General features: G+C 59.6%; 19 protein-coding genes. 4 read left to right on the top strand and 15 right to left on the bottom strand.

The window, feature by feature from the left end; all coding sequences use genetic code 11:
• Positions 1–418: 418 nt before the first annotated feature.
• A complete protein-coding gene (locus QSJ18_RS20210; protein WP_353507226.1) occupies positions 419–655 on the top strand; it encodes a helix-turn-helix domain-containing protein in 237 nt (78 codons plus the stop codon).
• Positions 656–673: 18 nt separating this feature from the next.
• Here the strand turns inward: QSJ18_RS20210 and QSJ18_RS19750 are convergent, their stop codons facing one another.
• The 11 genes from QSJ18_RS19750 to QSJ18_RS19800 form a co-directional block, all read right to left on the bottom strand.
• Positions 674–2368, bottom strand: coding sequence for a DUF262 domain-containing protein (locus QSJ18_RS19750; protein ID WP_286328362.1), 1695 nt, complete (start codon positions 2366–2368; stop codon positions 674–676).
• Positions 2365–3432: a restriction endonuclease, SacI family gene (locus QSJ18_RS19755; protein WP_286328363.1), complete on the bottom strand. Its 1068-nt coding sequence runs from the start codon at positions 3430–3432 to the stop codon at positions 2365–2367. The genes QSJ18_RS19750 and QSJ18_RS19755 overlap by 4 nt, the downstream gene beginning before the upstream one ends.
• Before the next feature lie 92 nt (positions 3433–3524).
• On the bottom strand, positions 3525–4658 hold the full coding sequence (locus QSJ18_RS19760) for a DNA cytosine methyltransferase (protein ID WP_286328364.1): 1134 nt from the start codon (positions 4656–4658) through the stop codon (positions 3525–3527).
• Between the two features lie 116 nt (positions 4659–4774).
• Positions 4775–5116 carry a hypothetical protein gene (locus QSJ18_RS19765; RefSeq protein WP_286328365.1) on the bottom strand — a complete coding sequence of 114 codons (342 nt, stop codon included), beginning with the start codon at positions 5114–5116 and terminating at the stop codon, positions 4775–4777.
• 37 nt (positions 5117–5153) lie between these two features.
• Positions 5154–5516 (bottom strand): hypothetical protein, encoded by a 363-nt coding sequence (locus tag QSJ18_RS19770; protein ID WP_286328366.1) that lies wholly within the window; start codon positions 5514–5516, stop codon positions 5154–5156.
• Positions 5517–5572: 56 nt separating this feature from the next.
• Positions 5573–6130, bottom strand: a complete 558-nt coding sequence (locus tag QSJ18_RS19775) for an ImmA/IrrE family metallo-endopeptidase (RefSeq protein WP_286328367.1) — start codon at positions 6128–6130, stop codon at positions 5573–5575.
• On the bottom strand, positions 6127–6501 hold the full coding sequence (locus QSJ18_RS19780) for a helix-turn-helix domain-containing protein (protein ID WP_286328368.1): 375 nt from the start codon (positions 6499–6501) through the stop codon (positions 6127–6129). Before QSJ18_RS19780 ends, QSJ18_RS19775 begins: the two co-directional genes overlap by 4 nt.
• Before the next feature lie 642 nt (positions 6502–7143).
• A complete protein-coding gene (locus tag QSJ18_RS19785) occupies positions 7144–8595 on the bottom strand; it encodes a hypothetical protein (RefSeq protein ID WP_286328370.1) in 1452 nt (483 codons plus the stop codon).
• 95 nt (positions 8596–8690) lie between these two features.
• Entirely contained in the window at positions 8691–9359 is a 669-nt protein-coding gene (locus tag QSJ18_RS19790; RefSeq protein ID WP_286328371.1) for a DUF6338 family protein, read from the bottom strand.
• Positions 9360–9559: 200 nt separating this feature from the next.
• On the bottom strand, positions 9560–9790 hold the full coding sequence (locus QSJ18_RS19795; RefSeq protein ID WP_123925712.1) for a DUF2188 domain-containing protein: 231 nt from the start codon (positions 9788–9790) through the stop codon (positions 9560–9562).
• 203 nt (positions 9791–9993) lie between these two features.
• Entirely contained in the window at positions 9994–10242 is a 249-nt protein-coding gene (locus QSJ18_RS19800; RefSeq protein ID WP_286328372.1) for a helix-turn-helix domain-containing protein, read from the bottom strand.
• 51 nt (positions 10243–10293) lie between these two features.
• On the opposite strand from QSJ18_RS19800, the gene QSJ18_RS19805 reads away from it, so the two are divergent.
• The 3 genes from QSJ18_RS19805 to QSJ18_RS19815 all read left to right on the top strand — a co-directional run bounded on the left by QSJ18_RS19805 (position 10294) and on the right by QSJ18_RS19815 (position 12359).
• Complete coding sequence (locus QSJ18_RS19805) at positions 10294–10416, top strand: hypothetical protein (protein WP_286328373.1); 123 nt, start codon at positions 10294–10296, stop codon at positions 10414–10416.
• A gap of 198 nt (positions 10417–10614) precedes the next feature.
• On the top strand, positions 10615–11136 hold the full coding sequence (locus QSJ18_RS19810; RefSeq protein ID WP_286328374.1) for a GNAT family N-acetyltransferase: 522 nt from the start codon (positions 10615–10617) through the stop codon (positions 11134–11136).
• 146 nt (positions 11137–11282) lie between these two features.
• Positions 11283–12359, top strand: a complete 1077-nt coding sequence (locus QSJ18_RS19815) for a hypothetical protein (protein ID WP_286328375.1) — start codon at positions 11283–11285, stop codon at positions 12357–12359.
• Between the two features lie 209 nt (positions 12360–12568).
• On the opposite strand, the gene QSJ18_RS19820 is transcribed toward QSJ18_RS19815, so the two are convergent.
• From QSJ18_RS19820 to QSJ18_RS19835, 4 genes are all read right to left on the bottom strand, one after another.
• Positions 12569–14008 (bottom strand): hypothetical protein, encoded by a 1440-nt coding sequence (locus tag QSJ18_RS19820; RefSeq protein WP_286328376.1) that lies wholly within the window; start codon positions 14006–14008, stop codon positions 12569–12571.
• Between the two features lie 65 nt (positions 14009–14073).
• Positions 14074–15177: a hypothetical protein gene (locus QSJ18_RS19825; protein WP_286328377.1), complete on the bottom strand. Its 1104-nt coding sequence runs from the start codon at positions 15175–15177 to the stop codon at positions 14074–14076.
• Between the two features lie 68 nt (positions 15178–15245).
• A complete protein-coding gene (locus QSJ18_RS19830) occupies positions 15246–16655 on the bottom strand; it encodes a hypothetical protein (protein ID WP_286328378.1) in 1410 nt (469 codons plus the stop codon).
• Positions 16652–16989: hypothetical protein (locus QSJ18_RS19835; protein WP_286328379.1), on the bottom strand; the 338-nt coding region annotated here is incomplete at its 5' end. The genes QSJ18_RS19830 and QSJ18_RS19835, both read right to left, overlap by 4 nt.

The following is a 16989-nucleotide window of genomic DNA, read 5'->3' on the forward strand; positions in this document are numbered from 1 at the left end:
CTTCGCAGACTTCTACGCTGCGCACGCACTCACAAAGAAGTCGCGCGCGGCAACCACAACGGCTGGCGCGCCCTCGAACGCAAACCGAGACCCCCTTGCGGAGGTCTCAGAACAATATGTGGGTGACGACTCTTCTTCTGAATTGGCTCTTTCCCTCGCCGGCATCCTTTCGGGCACCGGTTCGAGTAAGAACACTTTGGTGGAGGCAATCCGAAGAAACTCGAAACTTGCGCACATGTCAATAAAGTTGCGTGACCTGCGAGAACGGATCACATCGTCGCCATGCAGGTCGCCCCAGACTGACCCCGACGCCCCGCCACCACGCTCCAGACGCTTCCTGACAGCCGAAGACACAGCCGAGATCGTGCAAGCGTACGAAGCCGGCCAGTCCACCCAACAGATCGGCAGCCGGTATGGCATGTCCAAGACGCGCGTTGCAACCGTCCTCCGAGAGCAGGGCGCTCCGCTCCGTCGCCAAGGCCTCACAGACGAACAGGTGAGCGAAGCCACGCAGCTCTATGAAGCAGGCAAGTCACTCGCCACCCTCGGTGCTCACTTCGGCGTCTCGCATGCCACCATCGCCAACGTCCTCAAGAAGCGCGGCGTCAGGCTTCGGCCACGCCCAGGATGGCGCGATTCCTCGGGGAGCCGATAAAGGCCACAACGCTCGACGTTACAGTCCGGGGATGGTTGAGAGCGACCAGACGGCACCGAACGCCTCTTCGGCCATATCGCGTGACCGCTTGGCTATCTCTGCCTCGCCCCAAGAACTAGCACTGATGATGCTATCGTCAATATACACACCGGATTTTCTGGCATCGTCTAGAATTAATCGCTTTTCATCGAAGTTCTTGTCTGCGAGTTTCTCATTCAGCTCTCGAGGGATGAGGATAAGATTCCCAATTGATGCAACCGACGAGGGTGGCGTAGTCAGGGAAGCCTGCGGGATAATATGCTCTACTGTCAATAGCTTGAAATCGGGTTCAATATTTGAATGGTACGAGTATAGGCGCTGCAAGATGTGGAGTACCAATCGTTGCTGTTGAGTATAACGTCGCGAATATCTGAGTTCTGCAAAATCCGCAGAAAATTGATCGAGTGAAGGAAGGCGAGAATCGTCAGATAGTTTGGCGTGGAGATCTCGAACTATTTTGTACCGAGCGTCATTACTGTTAGCAGTGCTGAGCTGCCGCGCATGGGCCGCGTACATCTTAGAGACCCCACCCGAAGACGGTTGACTGGAAATGGCCGTTGCTATGAAGTGGAATCTCTCGATTGCTAGTATTGCAATACGGACGTACTTCAGATTGATCTGCTTATCACCGTACGCGCGCCAAGCTGACAAGAGCCAGGGAAGCGGCTGTCTGACGCGAAAAATTTGCAGTGCATTAAACGCATCCAGGATCGGCCTTTCTTCTTGCTGCCAGGCCTCACGAAATGTTGGTTCGTGAATCTCTCTGTAGAATCGACTATCGGCGACCAACTGATCCAGATAGCTTTCCGCGAGTTCTCGCGATACCGTCCGCCTGACCGTCTTTCCGAGATCGGCACTTGCCAAGTACTCGTACCGTGATAGCCAACTATGCAAAAGAAATCGATCCATAGGCAAGTCTGCTTTGGATATTGAGAAGCTCTCTTGAATTCCACTCCATTTCTCGCGAGGGACGTCGTTTTGAGGATTAGTCGCACGAAGAATCGAGAACAAATGACTCTTCACCAGGTCCGCAGTTTCCAGGTCGCGTCCGCGACTATTCAAGGTCTGAAAGATTACGGTCGCATCCTCCTCGTTATCCACCTCAACGGTTATAAGGCGAAGTTCAAGTATCGAGTCACGCAATTTCAGGAGCAATCCGACAACCTCTTGAGTATCCACTATCCCGGCACAAAGAGTATCGACCTTGTTCCGCAAGCGGTCGACCGCCTTCTTTAGGCGGCGTTCAGATTCGTCGGTGGCGGGCTCATCCCCCGACTGACCAGCCTGGACGTACCGCAGGTACTTACTCGGCCGATCGTGCTGCAAAACGAAATGCTTCTGATTATCAAGCTCACTCGCCCGCTCAATGAGATTCTGGAGGCCATCTGCTTGGTCGTCCTTACCTACTGATCGAAATTTGTCGCGTAGAACGCACAACAGGGCAGTAATTGTTGTGATGCGCTGTTGACCATCGACGACTCCCTGTGTCCCGTAGGTTGACTGGAACAGAACCATTGATCCAATGAAATAGTCCGATTCGGCGGTCGTAACATCTTCCCAGAACTCATCTATCTCGACGTCTTCCCATTCGTATGGACGTTGAAATCGTGGAATTCTCAGGTAATAGCTCCGGAGAACTTCTATTATAGTACGGTCGTCGCTCTTTACTTTCATTCCGCACTATCCCTCTTATTTTGTTCGATCATCTCTATCCAGCGGCGCACTGACGTTTCCGGAGCCTCGATCTCTACGAGTCGATTGATCATTCTTTCGTGAAATAACTCGGCAGCCCCTGCTGCTGGCCCCTTCGCCGATGCAGCCCACAATTGCTCTAACATCTCGCTCGGAAGGTGATAAATCATCAGCGTTGCATCATTGGGGCGAGTCCCCTCATTGACAGGTGTCGATTCAGGGAGGAACTCAGCGATCATAACGCGGTCAATATCTGCTTCAAGGCATGAGTTCACGAAACCTCGAATCTCCCAGGGCTGTACGGGTTTTGTGCGCACTTCCACCGAGGCCACGACCTTGCCATTCGGGTCGTACAGTTGGACATCCCCTGGGATGTCTCGAGATGGGTCATTGATTGCACGCGACCTCACGTCGTCATGCACCGAATCGAACGCTGCAGCGACCAGCGCTTGCGCCCTGCGCGGCACATCCAAACCGTCAGCCATGAAGGAATCGGACGCAGCGATGACACCGGCGAGATGTCCTACGACTGGACTAACGTCGTAGCTTGGCCTGTTGGCGGCCTCCCGCAAACCGACTCGGACAAACGCAGCTAGGGCTTCTACCGCATCGTCTCCGTGCAAGTTTGCCAGCGGTTTGAGAGAGTTGACGTATCGATCAAACTCAGCACGATTTCGCACCCTGTCGATTTCGAGTAGGTGATCGTAGCGGAAGAATGGCTGGTTATTGAGTGGTTCACGCGTCGTCGTTCGGACGGAGAATCCGTAATGATCTGCTAGCGGTATAAGAAGATTGTGACCGACTGTGCGCAAGCTGAAGGCGTACTGCGAGTGAGCCGACTTGATCGCGAGAGGGTCGACGCGATCGTCGACTGCCCGGGCAAGCAGCGCTGCACCGAGCGCAGGTGTGTACGTCTTGAAGTCCATGGCGAAGGTCTGTTGCGCTACAGATGTCCAATAGTCCGGCAAGGAGGTATCGGAGCACGCGAGGTCGTATGCCTGCTCCATCACCCGCTCTGCTTCGGGCATTCTGATCGTGATCGCCACACTGAGCCTCCACCTCTATGTCGAGAGGTACAGACTATCTGCGAGGCACGACACTCATGATGGCAGTGTCAGCTGCGGTACATCCGGCGGGTCTACAGTAGCTGCAGCTGGGTGCTTGCCCCCGATCCTGGCTCCACATGCCCGAGCTGTTCCATCAGAGCACGAACAACCACGCTACCGAGGCCGAAGGGCACCGCGTTACCCAGCTGGCGCTGTGCGTCCGCGCGGTTGCCCACGAGCACGAAGTCATCGGGAAACGTCATCAGCCGCAGAATCTCAGGCACCCGCAGGCGACGTGCTCGCAGCTGTCCCTGTTCATTGGAGACGTTCTCCCAGTGGAACGGTCCGACCCATGGTCCCGGTTGCGCCTGGATCGTGCTCGATGGCCGGTCAGGATCAAGCCTGAGAAGAAACGTCCAGTACCGGCTGCGCCACTTGAAGATATCTCGCCCGCCGTAGCGGTCGGTATGCCACAGGTAGTTCTGTCCACCCGGGACTTCGGCCGCAAGCTCAGCGAACTCGCCTTCTACCAGCTCGCCCTCCTCCGAGTCAGCGCCTGTCAGATCCCCGATTGCCTGCCGAGCAGTGACGTAAGGGATCTTCGACTCGTCGAACGTACGAGTATGTTCGCTCCAGCCTGAATGCGTGGGAGATGGGAACTCGAACGGAACACCATCGCGTCGGCCGACCACGAATACCCTCCGGCGCAGCTGAGGGACTCCGTAGTCTGCTGCCAGCAGTACCTTCCATGACGGGTTGTAGCCCAGTTCTGACAGGCCACCTATGAGTCGCGCAAACTGCGCACGATGGGTCTTGTACGTCAGCCCTTGGACGTTCTCGAGGACGATCGCCTCGGGCCGGGTGTCCTTGACAACACGTACGTACTCGTCTAGCAGCGACGCGTTCGGGTCGCGGCTTTCCCGCTTCTCCTTTATCCAGAATCCGGACTTGCTGAACGGCGTGCATGGCGGTCCGCCGACAAGGAGCGCGGCATCGCCGACTGAAAGTTCTGCACGCTCAAGCAATTCTTGAGACTGCGTCTCACGGATGTCGCTACAGAGCACCTCTGTCTCAGGGAAGTTTTTCGAGAGCGTGGCGAGTGCTGGCTCGTCGTAGTCGGTGGCTACGGCGATCCGCAGCGGCCGCGTTTCATCGAACCGTTCTACTGCCAAGTCAAGCCCGCCGGCACCGGAGAATAGGCTAATCACGGGTAGCTGATCGGACACAGAAAACCTCACTGACCTGGCGATATGTCGGGTTGCAAGGTCCCAACGGTACCAGACCGCAGTCCAAACGACGGGGAAGCATCCCCAGGGTTCGCAGAATTGTCAAGATTGTCTGGTCATCGCCGACACGCGCGATCGACCAAGTCGATCAAGGCCTGAAGCGACCCGTCATCAACAGTATCGAACCAGATCGGCTCATCGGGTGCGTCAATCTCATATACCCCGACGCCCCATCCGTTGTGGTGGCCCCGGTCCCACGAGAGCGAGTCGTCGGCGTCAGTGATGAGCAGTGACGTTGCGTCTTCAAGGTTTGCCTCGATGGCGGCGCACATGCCACCTGTCTGGGTGAACTGCGCGTCAATGCCGATCGTCTTGAGTGCGTCGAGAACGTCTCGGTACTCCTCGGCACCTTCGGCGAGGGCCCGGTCGTAGCGTTCGCGATCAAATGGCCGTGTCATCAATCCTCACTGTAGGCGCTGAGTCCGACATGGCAGCTTACGGCCGTGGCCTGAGATTGGTCTCTGTCGCCGACGCGAGCTGAGTGATCCAGCTCGCGTGCCGGTCGAAGCGTTTGTCATAGTCGACGAAGTTCTCACCGACGGCATCCTGAATCGCGTCGAGCTTGAGATCGATCGTATCCATGCGCCTCGACAGCTCGGTTTGCCCGTTCCGAAGCTCGGTTTGCCCGTTCCGAAGTTCGGCTTGTCCATCCTGAAGCTCCGTGATCTGGCGACCCATTGCATTGATGTCGCTCTGAAGCCGATCAACGCGTGATCCAAGCGAATCGACACTGCCATGAACCTTGGCGAATTCACCATGCATGTACTTGAATAGCTTGTCGATATCGGATACTTTCATCTGCTCCAATTATATCAATTTCGCAGTCGCAAGAATGATGTGAAATTATCAACCAATCACTGTGCACGGCGACGACGAATTTGATGTCCGCCGCTGATATTCAACCGCCAGCGCGCCATCTCGACACTAATCTGGTACTGCGCCGCGGCCACTTCTGCGGCGACTCCCTTGATTGCAAGCAGCTTTGCGGTGTCGGTCGGCAGCAGGAGTTCGCCCGACAAGAACGTTGCCTCTTCTTCGAGGACGCGATCGGTTACCCGGCATCCGGCGGAGTCGACGAGACGCGCTTCGTGGGGGTGCTCACAGATAGAGTGTGCGACCTCGTGCCCAAGGGTGGATCGCTGGCGCTCGATCGTGTGGAGATCGTTGACGACGATGCACGACCCGAATCGGCTCACAGGAACCTGAGCGCCCGAGAAACGCTGGTAGCCAGCTTCACCGAAAAACTGGACAGCATCGGCGCAATCGAGTTGTGACATCTGCACCACATCGAGTCCGTACAGCTCGGCCAGAGCGAACACGTCGAACGGATCGCTGGAAGCTGCGCCAACCTCAACGCGCAGTTCCTTTGCAAGCTGACGGAGTGCGCTTTTCCGCCCTCGGGCCATGGTCATCGCTTCGCTCGCACCGCCTTCATGAGTCGCACCGTCGCATCGATGACCTCTTCGAGGTGTTCTACGTCATCGGCGTCGAAGTCTGGACGTGCTCTTAGCAGTGGTGCCATCTGGGCGGAGAGTTCGGGCAGGTCATCTAAGTGTTCCTCGTTGCCTCTATCAATGAACTGCTCAACCGGCATCCTGAGAAACGATGTCAGGGTAACCAGGCCATCCGCGTCGGGTTTGTACCCATTCGCGAGTCGCGACAACAAAGACGGGCTGACTCCGACCTCTTTCGCCAGCTGTCGCATCGAGATACCTCGTTCACGTCGGACTAGATCTAGTGCAGCGTAGAGCGCATCGGTGTCAATCGTCAGCTTCCTGCTCACAGTTTGTGCCCTTGGTCAGTCATGATACCAAGTGTTGCAGATCCGATGGACTGGCGCGAACCCGACGCATGTTGTAGATTCGAGGCAACGTTTCACTTCCGAAGCGTCAAGAGGTTCGACACAAGGAGTAGTGGTCATGGCAGTTACTGCACGTACCGGCGAACGGTGCCCGATCAGTGGAGTGTGGCGGGTGGCTAGCACTCCCTCCACGACCGCGCCGATCGCCAAGGGCAACGTAATGCCGCCGTACAGCGGCCGAGCTGTGGTCTGGTCGCTGGTCCATACCGCCTGAGCAATCAGCGCATCGGGCGCTCGACAGCGAGAGGAGGTGAAGAACATGGCAAAGAACACCGGGCACGGGTCTCGCCGCGGAGCGGTGCGGTCTCGCAGTCAGGTCGCAACGCCTCGTGGCTGGGTGAAGCGCAACAGCGAGTCGGGCAGATTCATGGACGGCAAAGCTGACGGCGCGCCGTTCAAGGGAGTACGGCGCGAAAGGTGAGTGATCGATCGGCGACGGGCTGAGTGGCGGACGGGGAAGACTCGCCACTCTGCCCGTCCCTCGAGCCCGTTGTATCGCGAAGGCAAACATTCGCGTCACGATCATCTTGCTCAAGACATCCATTTCACGAACTCCGAAGCCCGTCACCACAACCCGTTCCCACCGAACCCGAGCTTCCGCCGAAACTCCCCGAGATCCTTGTCGGTCGGCTCAGGCACCTGCGGCTGCTGGATCTGTCGACCCAAAGGATCAATGACCTGTTCGACGTATCGTTCACACCAGTCGACCCATGCGTCTGCAGCTGCGCGTTCCTGAGCACTCCCGATGGTCGCTGTACGTCTTCTCATCGCTTCGACGTAACTGCGCAGCCGTTGGGCCGATTCCCATGATGCTGCGTCGGCCTGGAGCATTTCGCCAAGCGTGTGTTCGAGGTATGCGGCGCGCGCTTGCTGGTTTTCCATTTCGAGACGTTTTGCGCGCTCCTCGGCTTCGATCCGTTGGCGCTTCCTGCGGTCGGTGTCAGCTGCTACCCAAGTGTTGAAGGCTGCCAAGATGTCGACGAGCCGATCCTCAAGGCGTCGGGTCTTGGTGTCCGCCCATGGCTTCTCGCTTGGATAGCTGGCAGCATCGTGCGTCAGGATGGCCAACCGCTCTGAAGGCACGTGATCGTACTTGGGGATATGCGCCCATTCCCACTGTTTCTGCCGCGCCAGTTCTTGAGCTGTCGGCTCATGCTGCAGCTGATCTTGGAGCTGCTTGACGCTTACTGGACAGCGAAACTCCTGCTCAGACAGCACGAAGAGGCCGGGCGGCTGGTTGCGCCTCGAATGATAGTCGCGCCCTTCGACTTGCTTGACCAGCTCCACCTTGATTCCGCGCGCTGAGGCTTCTGTGGCCAGGCAGTGCAGCAACACCGCGGCACGTCGACGGTGTTCTTTGCCGATCCCGTCGAGCCGGCCTGTCGAACGAATCTCGGCCACCACAGGATGCCACCGACCGATCCGGTCCTTGCTCATCACGTCCGCTGGCGGTTCAGTCTGCCACTCCGAAACCGGCACCAGCCGGATAATCCACTCCCCGTAGCTTGCACCGCTGTAGACGACGACATGCTGGCCGTCGGGAGCCATCCCGTGCCGGTTGATCGCGGCAGCCAACGTCGAGTACTTGGTCTTATCATCGCGGGAGTTGCGCTCCAACACGCCCCCGGCACTCGCCAAATCGGCGAGAAGCTGGCGCGTCGGTGTCAACCCGGGCGGCGATCGCTTCGCGGCAGGTTTAGGCGGCCGTGGGGCCGACTGAGATCGCGGGCCTGGCCTGATGGGAGAGACCGAGTTCACCGCTCCACGCGAACCCCGATACTTCCGTTCCCAGTGCCCGACGGGGTAGTCGCCGTGCCCCAGGTAGTACTCACCGGCCGGTAGGAGTTCCGCCCGCCAGTTCCCACCTTTCCTGGACACGGTGACCAAACGACGAGAGGCAAGTGCATTGGCGACAGTCTTGTACGTGTGCCCATCCCATCGACCGTCCGGACACCCATCGCCGATCCAGCGCAGCACGTCGAGCTGGCCTTCGTGAATGGGGTCTTTCAACGCCAACGACTCATTCCTAATGTGGTGACTCAAACGTCGAGATCCGATTCTCCCGCAAGTGGCCGTAGCGCGGGGAGCCATCGCGTCAAGGGGCCACCTGATCAGCCGGTATCCGAGGGCGTGTCTCGTTCGTATCTCACTGCGATCGACTCGATCTGATCCGCTCGCAGGATGACCCGACCCCATTTCGGCAAGTTGGCGGGTGCCCCGTTGGCCTTCATCGCGATCGGTGGAGCCAGCACTAGTTCGCGATCAGCCACTTCAAGGTCAGGCGAGAAGTGCGCGACTCGACCCGACCAGCTGGTACCGCTTGTAAGGCGTACTCGGACAACCGGATGGGCCCCTTGTGGGCAATCGTCACGGAACGACTTGCTCCACGTCGAGGCATGTGAGATCTTCGCTTCTGCGTTCCGAGAAGCAATCCGAAGTGTTGCTTCGGAGACCCCGATCGACGTCGCCACGAACACGAGCAACCCAAGACCAATGGGGATGACATGGTCGCCGACATACGCATGATTGGCCAGGACAAGGTCGCGTGGAGTCGGCCAGATGTCTGATTTCGTCCAGGTTCTCAGGGCGCTACCGATCACCAGCACGATAGGGAGTGCGACGGCGCTGCAGCACGTCGAGACGAGGACGACACGACTGACCTCTCGGAACGTGGTTTCCCGGCGCTCCGCAAACTTCGTCGAACGACGAAGATCGTAGTAGACACCGGGGGCTACCAGCGCGAAGAATCCAAGCAGCGTAAGCCAATTGGAAGGAACCATCGATGCACTAGTCGGGGAAGTCGTTCAAGTACGAAGTCGCATCCGAACCTGATCCACCGTCATTCTGCGCTTCAAGTCGCGGCGGTGGATCGACCACCGGTGGCGAAGGAACCTCGATCGAATCGACCGACTTGTCGAAGTAACCTGACCCCCGCAGTGAACCCTCGGGGTCACGGTCGTGAGGACGATGAGCCACGCTTCTACCCCTTCGGTGGATGCTGGTCACGGGATCGGGGATAGGTGTTCTTGCTACCGATCGTCCCGTCCTGGTTCTTGATGACGTGCTCGACACCAAGATCGATGGCCTTGTCTCGACCCCGAGCTTGCGCTTCCTTCTTCGTTCCGCCCGTGTCGGATGCACGCGAGTTGCCCTGCACCTTGTTCTTCCAGACGCCGTCTTCGTAGTACGTCTCGACATCGCCGACTGCCATCTCAGCTCCTTCACTGTGCCGTGCTGAATATCACCTTCCAGGCTAGCCGCGGACACCGACAATCCCGGCGATGACGAACCCAAGGTGAACATCTGTGCAGTTCAGCGCAGTAAGTCTGAATTACATCCGTGTGAGATTCATCCGTTTGGGCGACAGCTCACCTCGGGACGATGGGCGGAATGCATTTAGGAAGGGTCGATCCGCTATTCCGGGGGCTCCAGGCCACTGACCAGCACCCCGGCGTCGACATCCAGCCCGGCTGCGATCTTCAAGATGTTATGCAGCGTCACGTTCCGCCGCCCTCGCTCGACTTGGCCGAGGTACGTCCAGTGCAGCCCGCAGCGCTCGGCAGCCTTCTCCTGACTGAGTCCCAGCTCCGTTCTCCTGGCCAGCACCCGACGACCGAACTCACGCGTAGCCGGCGAGATAGGCGATTTGGACGGGGCGGGCACACCATCAACCCCATCGGTCCCATGACCATCAATCCAGAGACGATGAATCCCATGTCTATGAATCCTGGTATCGTGGGCGGACCGAAACCGGTTTTCGGGGTCGGCGACAAGGACGAACCCATTTTCGGTGGGGAGGTGACCATGATCGGCGGAGGCGACTTCAAGACCGCGTGAGCGGCATCGAGCGACGCGTCAATATCTGACGACATCGACTCATTGGATAGCAAGTCCAACACGAGAACTGCGGTGTACGAATCCTTTTCGTACACCGCAGCTTCCGTTCATCCGTGACGACTCGGGATCGGGCGGCCTGCGCAGGCCTCCTCAACGTCGAGTCGTCTTCGTAGGAAGCAAAGCGGGAGTGAGGAACACATGACGACGGTGTCGTTCCGCGCACTCACGGACGCCCACATACCTGCGATTCTCGACGCCTGCAGCAATTGGCAGGAACTGGCACAGTACGGCCCTCCGTACTGGCGACCCCGTAGCTCGGCAGAACTCCAGCGCAAGATCGCCGCGACTTCTGGCCCACGGCCAGCCACCGAGTACACCTTCGTGCTCGTCGACGAGAACGCCCAACTCGTCGGCGAATGCTCAGTGCACGGCATCGACTGGCGTAGCCGCGTGGCACAGATTGGCATCTGCATATGGTCACCCGTCGATCGCGGCCAAGGATTTGGAAGCGTAGGGGTAGAGCGAATGATGAACTGGGGCTTCGGCCACCTCGGCCTTCATCGTCTCGAAGCCTGGATACTCACGACCAACCAGCCGTCACGAGCCATGTTCGAGCGGTGCGGCTTCCTTCACGAGGGCACCCTTCGCGCGCGATACCTCTACAACGGCAAACACCATGACGTCGATGTACTGTCCCGACTCGCAGATAGCTCCGGGTGAACCTCGCTACATCGAGCGAGACGCAGACCAGGCGCGCATCTATGCACTGACCTGTGGTTTTGCTACAATAGCCATAAGCAATGGCACGAAAACGACAGTCCTCCTTAGCTTTTCGACTCCGCAAGACAAAAGCGGCCTTGCTCGCCGTGAGCCTGACGCTCGCTGGCATCGTCCTCATCACTTTCAACGGCTGGCTCGCGACGCTCGATCTCGGTGCGTGGAACTGGCTGCACGCCCTACCGCTCGGAGAACTCGGCGGGGCATTGTTCGGTGCCGGTTTGTTGGGCACGTTGTTCGAGTACAGCTTCCGCAAGGATCAAGAAGCAGCGACTGTTGAACAATTCCGCGCGATCATTGAAGAGCAAGCGCCAGCGATGCGTGACGCCGTGGTCGAAGGCTTCGCCATCCATCCCGAGGATCTCAAACGCGTTGCCAACCCCGCGCTGCTCGACGACATCGCCGCCAACGTCATGTCACTGCGACTTGGCGACGAACAATTCGCTCGCGAGATCTACAGTGAGATTCGCGATCAGGCGATCCGCGCCGCCGAACGTTGGCACGACGTCGAGGTCAGAATCCGCCTCTCTAGTGCACTAGAGAGCAGCACCGTTGGTGCTGCTCTGTTCGACGTCACGGTGGAGTGGGAGTACACCACGGTGCCGTCGGGAAGTGTCCGCCGCTTCGCCTGCGTGTCCGACCGGGACGAGTACAACGACTTACTCCTCGACATACCGGCCACCTCGCCCTGGTTCATGAAGCCACGGCCGGGTATGGACGCGTCCAGTCGCGACAGCTACGAACTACTCGAACTCACCGTCGATGGTCGGCCGCAGCCCATCCGACGCACCGTCCGAAAGGACGGCCAGACGTACTCAGTCCACCTCGATGAAGGCGCAAGAATCGGCGAGCCAGTCCGCATCCGCCAGGTGTTCCGCACCGTGACGCCCGCATGGGGCCATCGTCTCTACTTCGAGCTGCCGCAGCCAGCGCGCAACATGGCAGTGTCGTTCGACTACACAAACACCAACATCGTCGACTTGCGCGTCATCGAGTCGGTCGCGACCGCCCGTCCAACCCAGCTCTCGCGCAGCCCCGAGAGAACTCCCGGGCGGACTATCTCGGTTGAGGCGACCGGGTGGTTGATGCCGAAGGCTGGGTTCACATTCACCTGGACGCTCGATACTGAATCGCCCCGCGACGACATCGAGCACACAGCAGCCTGATGAAACTCATGAACCTTGCGCCGATCGTTTCGTGCTCAGCGAATGCCCGGGCCAGGCACCAATTATGCACACCTGCGGAGCGCACGGCGTAGCGGATCAGGCGCTGAATTCAGTGCCGCAACGAGTACGTCCCAACCGATACACCTCCGACGCGTGAACGACTGTGGTGGTGGCACGCGACTACTGCCCAGTCCGTCACTCACTCGATTTCAAAAGAACGAGCTCCCGAATCCAAGCTTCTGTTTGAACTCCGCAATCTCTGAGTAATTCGGAGGCTTCGTCTTCGGCATCGCGAGCGGGCGAGCGAACGGGTCAAGACTCGCGATGTACTGGCGGCACCAGGTGAGCCACTCATCGGCGGCAGCGCGTTCGTCGCCCTCAAGGCCCGCTGCGTGCTGCTCCATCGCGACGAGAAATTCGGACAGTTCGCGCCGCTTGGTGAATCGCGAGAACTCACCGAGCAGGGTATCGATCCTGCGCTGCTCGTAGTAGGCCTCGGTCGCCCGGGCAGTGGCGATCTCATCACGCCTGCGGCGTTCGATGGCAGCCAGCCGTTCCTGCTCAATCCGTGCCTTCTCAGCGTCGTTCCGGTCGATCATTTCGGCAAGGACGTCGTGCAACCGGTACTCCAAGAGGAGGGTCTTCGTATCGTCCCAGTGCTGACGGCGACTGTATCGGCTGTCGGCGTTGACGAACACAGACAGGCGCTCGCTCTTCACATTGTCGTGCGTGGGGATGTAGGCATATCCCCGCCGCTGGCGTTCGAGTTCAGATTTTGTCGGCACATGCGGCACGCGATCGCTGAGCTGGCTGACAGTAACGACGCAACGCAGTTCGTCGAACTGAAACAGCAGGTGGCCGTGGTAGCCGTCGAACGCTTGCCGGTAGCCACGGCTGTCGATCTTCACAATCGAGACACTGATACCGCGCGCCTTGGCCTCAATCGCGAGGGCATTAAGCAGCCGGAACGCGCGAGCACGCACCGCCGTCGGCGTGATACTCGACAGCGCATTCTCAGTGCGCAGTTCAGCAACCGCCGGATGCCCCTTTCGTGAACGGGTCGAGTCGGCAATCTCGCGGGGCTTCTGCGTGGTCCAGTCAGACGTCGATGCCAGACGGATCTCGACGCGGTGGCCGCTCAGCTTGGTCAGCAGTACGACATCATCCGGTATGAGCTTGCGGCCATTGATGATTCCGACCAGGTGAGAGTAGTTCGGACTGTCGCCCGACACCTCGCGAACAAGCCTGCCGTCTGCCGCAAGGAGATCGTCGACCAGCTTCTGCGTCGGTTTCGGCTCGCCAGGTGCGCAGGGCTTCTGGATCGTACGCGGCTTCGGCACGGATGACTGCTGCGGTCGAGGTGGTGGCGGCGACGTCGGGGTATCGGGCGATCCGGCTATCCCGGCGTTCCGCCGTGTCTTCCAGTGCCCCGGCGGATAGTCGCCGTGGGCGAGGTAGTAGGTGCCAGCAGGCAGTATCTCGGCCTGCCAGCCGCCGCCCTTCTTCGACACCTTCAGGAGCCGCCGACCGGCCAGTGCGTTGGCGGTCGTTTTGTACGCGTGACCTTGCCATTTACCCTCGGGACAGCCGTCGGCTACCCATTGCAGCACGTCGACCTGCCCCACGTGCAGAGGATCTTTGAACGTCACGTGCCCTCATCCCGGTGTCTCTGCCAGACGGCGCTGTCCACATCTTCTGCAATAGTTGTAGCGGCTCAGGCTGGAGCGTTCCTGTCGATCCAGGTGCGCAGCGCGTCTGTAAGAGCCTCGTCGGCCGTGATTCCGTGGCTGGCGGCGACCGCACGGTCGAACTCGGCGTTCAGTTCCGGCGTCACCTTGGCTCGAACTGGCTGCCGCTGCACGACTGCGTCTTGCGGAGCAGGCGGCGTCCGCAGTGCCTCGCAAGCCTTCTCAAACTCGTCGAAGAGCTGGCGGTAGTTCTCGTGGGTCGGGATGATCGGATCGCCCTTGGCGAACCACCTGAATAGCTTGTTGCTCGCCGACTTCTTGCAGATGCCGCGCCCGTGTCCGAAGTCGTTGCGCATCCGCCCCAACTCCTGGAAGAACTGCGACTTGATGTCGTCAACCGAGCACCCGCAAATCTCGGCAAGTTGCTTGCGAAACAGGTCTTCCCATTCGGTGTAGAACGAGACGATCCACTGGCCCGCAAAGCGTTTCAGGATCGGCGCCTTGTCGGCTCGGTCGTCACCGCGCACGAACTCTTCGGGTGTCAGTATCCCAGGGTCAGCCTTGGCGAGAATCGCTGAGTAGCTGAGCGTGGTGGCCGACGACTCGTCGGTAGGCTCCATCGTGTGCAGGTCGAGGTAGTCGGGCAGGTCGACGACTTTGGTGACCGATCGTCCGTAGTCCGACCGTCGCTGATGAATCAGATTCATGATTCCCTGGTGTCCAAGACGGGCAACCAGTATCGACAGCTTCAACTCCAGCTCCATGTCGAGCAAAACCTCATCGATTGTCAGCACGTCACTCGTATCGAGGGTCTGGATCTGGTCGCGCACCACGCGAAGCAAATCCAGGTATTCACGAATCGGTGCCAACCGTCCGTCACGCGGATCGAGAGCCCGCGCCGCATCAACTGCTGGCGCAAGCAGCTCGTGAAGCGGCGTCCCTGTCGGCGGCGGATCGGTGTTCCATGCGCTGAGCAGCGCATCGGTCGCGGTCTTGATGGCTCCTGGCGCTTGTTCTTCGGGCGCAGGAAAGCGCTCAATCGGCTGCATAAGCCGCATCACTGGTGTCATCGGGATCAGAATCTCATCGAGCACTTTGGTCCAACGATCAATCGCTTGCTGGGTCGTCATGGCCACGGAGGGTATCTCGCAACTCCGACAGGCATCATCTGCCGCCCATCATTCGCGTTATGGGCGGGTTAGATCGCCACGGCGGATGGAATGTACTGGGCAACCGCCAACGAACCGGAGCCGCTGATGTTGGTGGACCAGTAGATGTTGCCGAGAATGTCGGGGCCGACCGGGCTCGTGTATCCCGGTGCTCCATTCGAGATGGATGAGGCATCCCGCACTGCTTCAATAAAGGTTTCGCCATCCACGGTCAGGAGCAAGGACGGCGGGCCGGAGTTGGCGGTCGCAATGTAGCTCAAGAGGACCGGCGCGCCGGGGTCCCAGCCATTATTGCGCCACACCCCCGACCCGATGATCGCATTCCCGATCGGTGCGGTGGCCTGCAACGGCCCGTACCGGCGATACCCGCGCCGGGCGAGACGATTCACCCCGTATGGCCCACCGTCTCCCATGAGGAGTATCCCGGTCTCCATCGGCACGAGCGTGGTGGTCTGCCAGAAACCCGAAGTCGTGGCCGACCCTGGAATGACCGTCCACGCAGGCGCATCGAGAGATTCTCCGTTGCACCACAGGATGCCGCATTTGCCGCCGTCGCCCTGACCCCCGTCGCCGTGGACGACCAGCACGCGGTCGTCGTAGGGGTCGTAGGTGACGCCATGCATGTGCAAGGTCGCGGCATCAAGTCCCGAGAGCTGGGTGCGCAAGTTAAATATCACAGTCCAGGTGCGCCCGTGATCGGTGGATCGCCACGCCCTGATCGCAGCCTGGTCGGGGGTGATTTCGTTGGTGTGCTTGCCGTACTCGCAAATGAAGATTTCGCCCGGACGCCGAGACCACGACGGAGCCACTGATCGCTGATTGAAACCCCACCGGCCGTCACACCAACTATCCGCGCCGGAGCAGGTCAGCACCAGCGACCACACATCGACCAGGCCCGCCGCGCCCGTCAGGGACACGTTTGAGGCGGTCTTCGCGAAAGAGAAACTGGTTGAGGTGACAGCGGTGATGACGCTGGACCCATTGAACGTCGCATCCACGCCGGTCACGTACACGTATTGCCCGACCGAGAATCCATGCGCGACGGAGGTGGTGAGCGTCGCGACATTCGATGCCAGCGCCTTGGAGGTCACCGAGATCGTGGCTCCTCGCGCTGTAGTCGGGTTCCAGCCCTTCGACCGGAACACCAGCCCCGGCGACCCGGACGGGCCCTTGAGAGACACCAGAAGTTCGGCGTCCAACGTCTCGATGACGCCATTGATCGAGTAGTTTCCATTGATGAAGTAGGCCCCCTGTGTCCAGGTGGTGCCCCCATCCTGGCAGGTCGCGAGCCGGTGCTTGTTGCTGTTGACGTTGCCCACGAGGGTCGTCAGGTCGGATAGCAGCGCGAAGGGGCCGCCCATGCCCGTGGCAATGGTCGATACCGCGCCGATCTGCGCCGCCGGGGTGGCGAGTGTGGTTGTCCTTACTGTCGCCATCACGCCACCGTCCTTGTCCGAATCCGTACCGCTTCACTCGTCGTCGGCCAGTACGCCCACACTGGCCTTGCATCGCCCGTCACGTATTCCTGCCCCGGTGCGACATCGACATACCCACTCGACGGGCGGGCGGCAGTACTATCGCCGTCGAGTGTGCCTGTCGCAACCTTAAGTGTTTGTGTCGCAGACAGATTCGCGATCGTCAATGACAATCGGTTGCGACTGGTAGGCATCACCATCATCGACGTGGAGGTAGTCCCCACGGGCGGATACCACAGCACGTCAGCGACAATCGCCTTCGGCGCACGCGGCGGCGCGACCACCTGTGTCATCGCTC

Origin of the sequence: Gordonia heveisoli, assembly GCF_030315745.1 — a bacterium.
In the GTDB taxonomy this organism is placed as follows: Bacteria; Actinomycetota; Actinomycetes; order Mycobacteriales; family Mycobacteriaceae; genus Gordonia.

Excerpts from the sequence above, each read along its gene's own strand:
- QSJ18_RS20210 (WP_353507226.1), top strand. The coding sequence starts at position 419 with ATGTCCAAGACGCGCGTTGCAACCGTCCTCCGAGAGCAGGGCGCTCCG.
- QSJ18_RS19750 (WP_286328362.1), bottom strand. The coding sequence starts at position 2,368 with ATGAAAGTAAAGAGCGACGACCGTACTATAATAGAAGTTCTCCGGAGC.
- QSJ18_RS19765 (WP_286328365.1), bottom strand. The coding sequence starts at position 5,116 with ATGACACGGCCATTTGATCGCGAACGCTACGACCGGGCCCTCGCCGAA.
- QSJ18_RS19770 (WP_286328366.1), bottom strand. The coding sequence starts at position 5,516 with ATGAAAGTATCCGATATCGACAAGCTATTCAAGTACATGCATGGTGAA.
- QSJ18_RS19775 (WP_286328367.1), bottom strand. The coding sequence starts at position 6,130 with ATGACCATGGCCCGAGGGCGGAAAAGCGCACTCCGTCAGCTTGCAAAG.
- QSJ18_RS19790 (WP_286328371.1), bottom strand. The coding sequence starts at position 9,359 with ATGGTTCCTTCCAATTGGCTTACGCTGCTTGGATTCTTCGCGCTGGTA.
- QSJ18_RS19795 (WP_123925712.1), bottom strand. The coding sequence starts at position 9,790 with ATGGCAGTCGGCGATGTCGAGACGTACTACGAAGACGGCGTCTGGAAG.
- QSJ18_RS19805 (WP_286328373.1), top strand. The coding sequence starts at position 10,294 with ATGTCTATGAATCCTGGTATCGTGGGCGGACCGAAACCGGTTTTCGGG.
- QSJ18_RS19810 (WP_286328374.1), top strand. The coding sequence starts at position 10,615 with ATGACGACGGTGTCGTTCCGCGCACTCACGGACGCCCACATACCTGCG.
- QSJ18_RS19825 (WP_286328377.1), bottom strand. The coding sequence starts at position 15,177 with ATGACGACCCAGCAAGCGATTGATCGTTGGACCAAAGTGCTCGATGAG.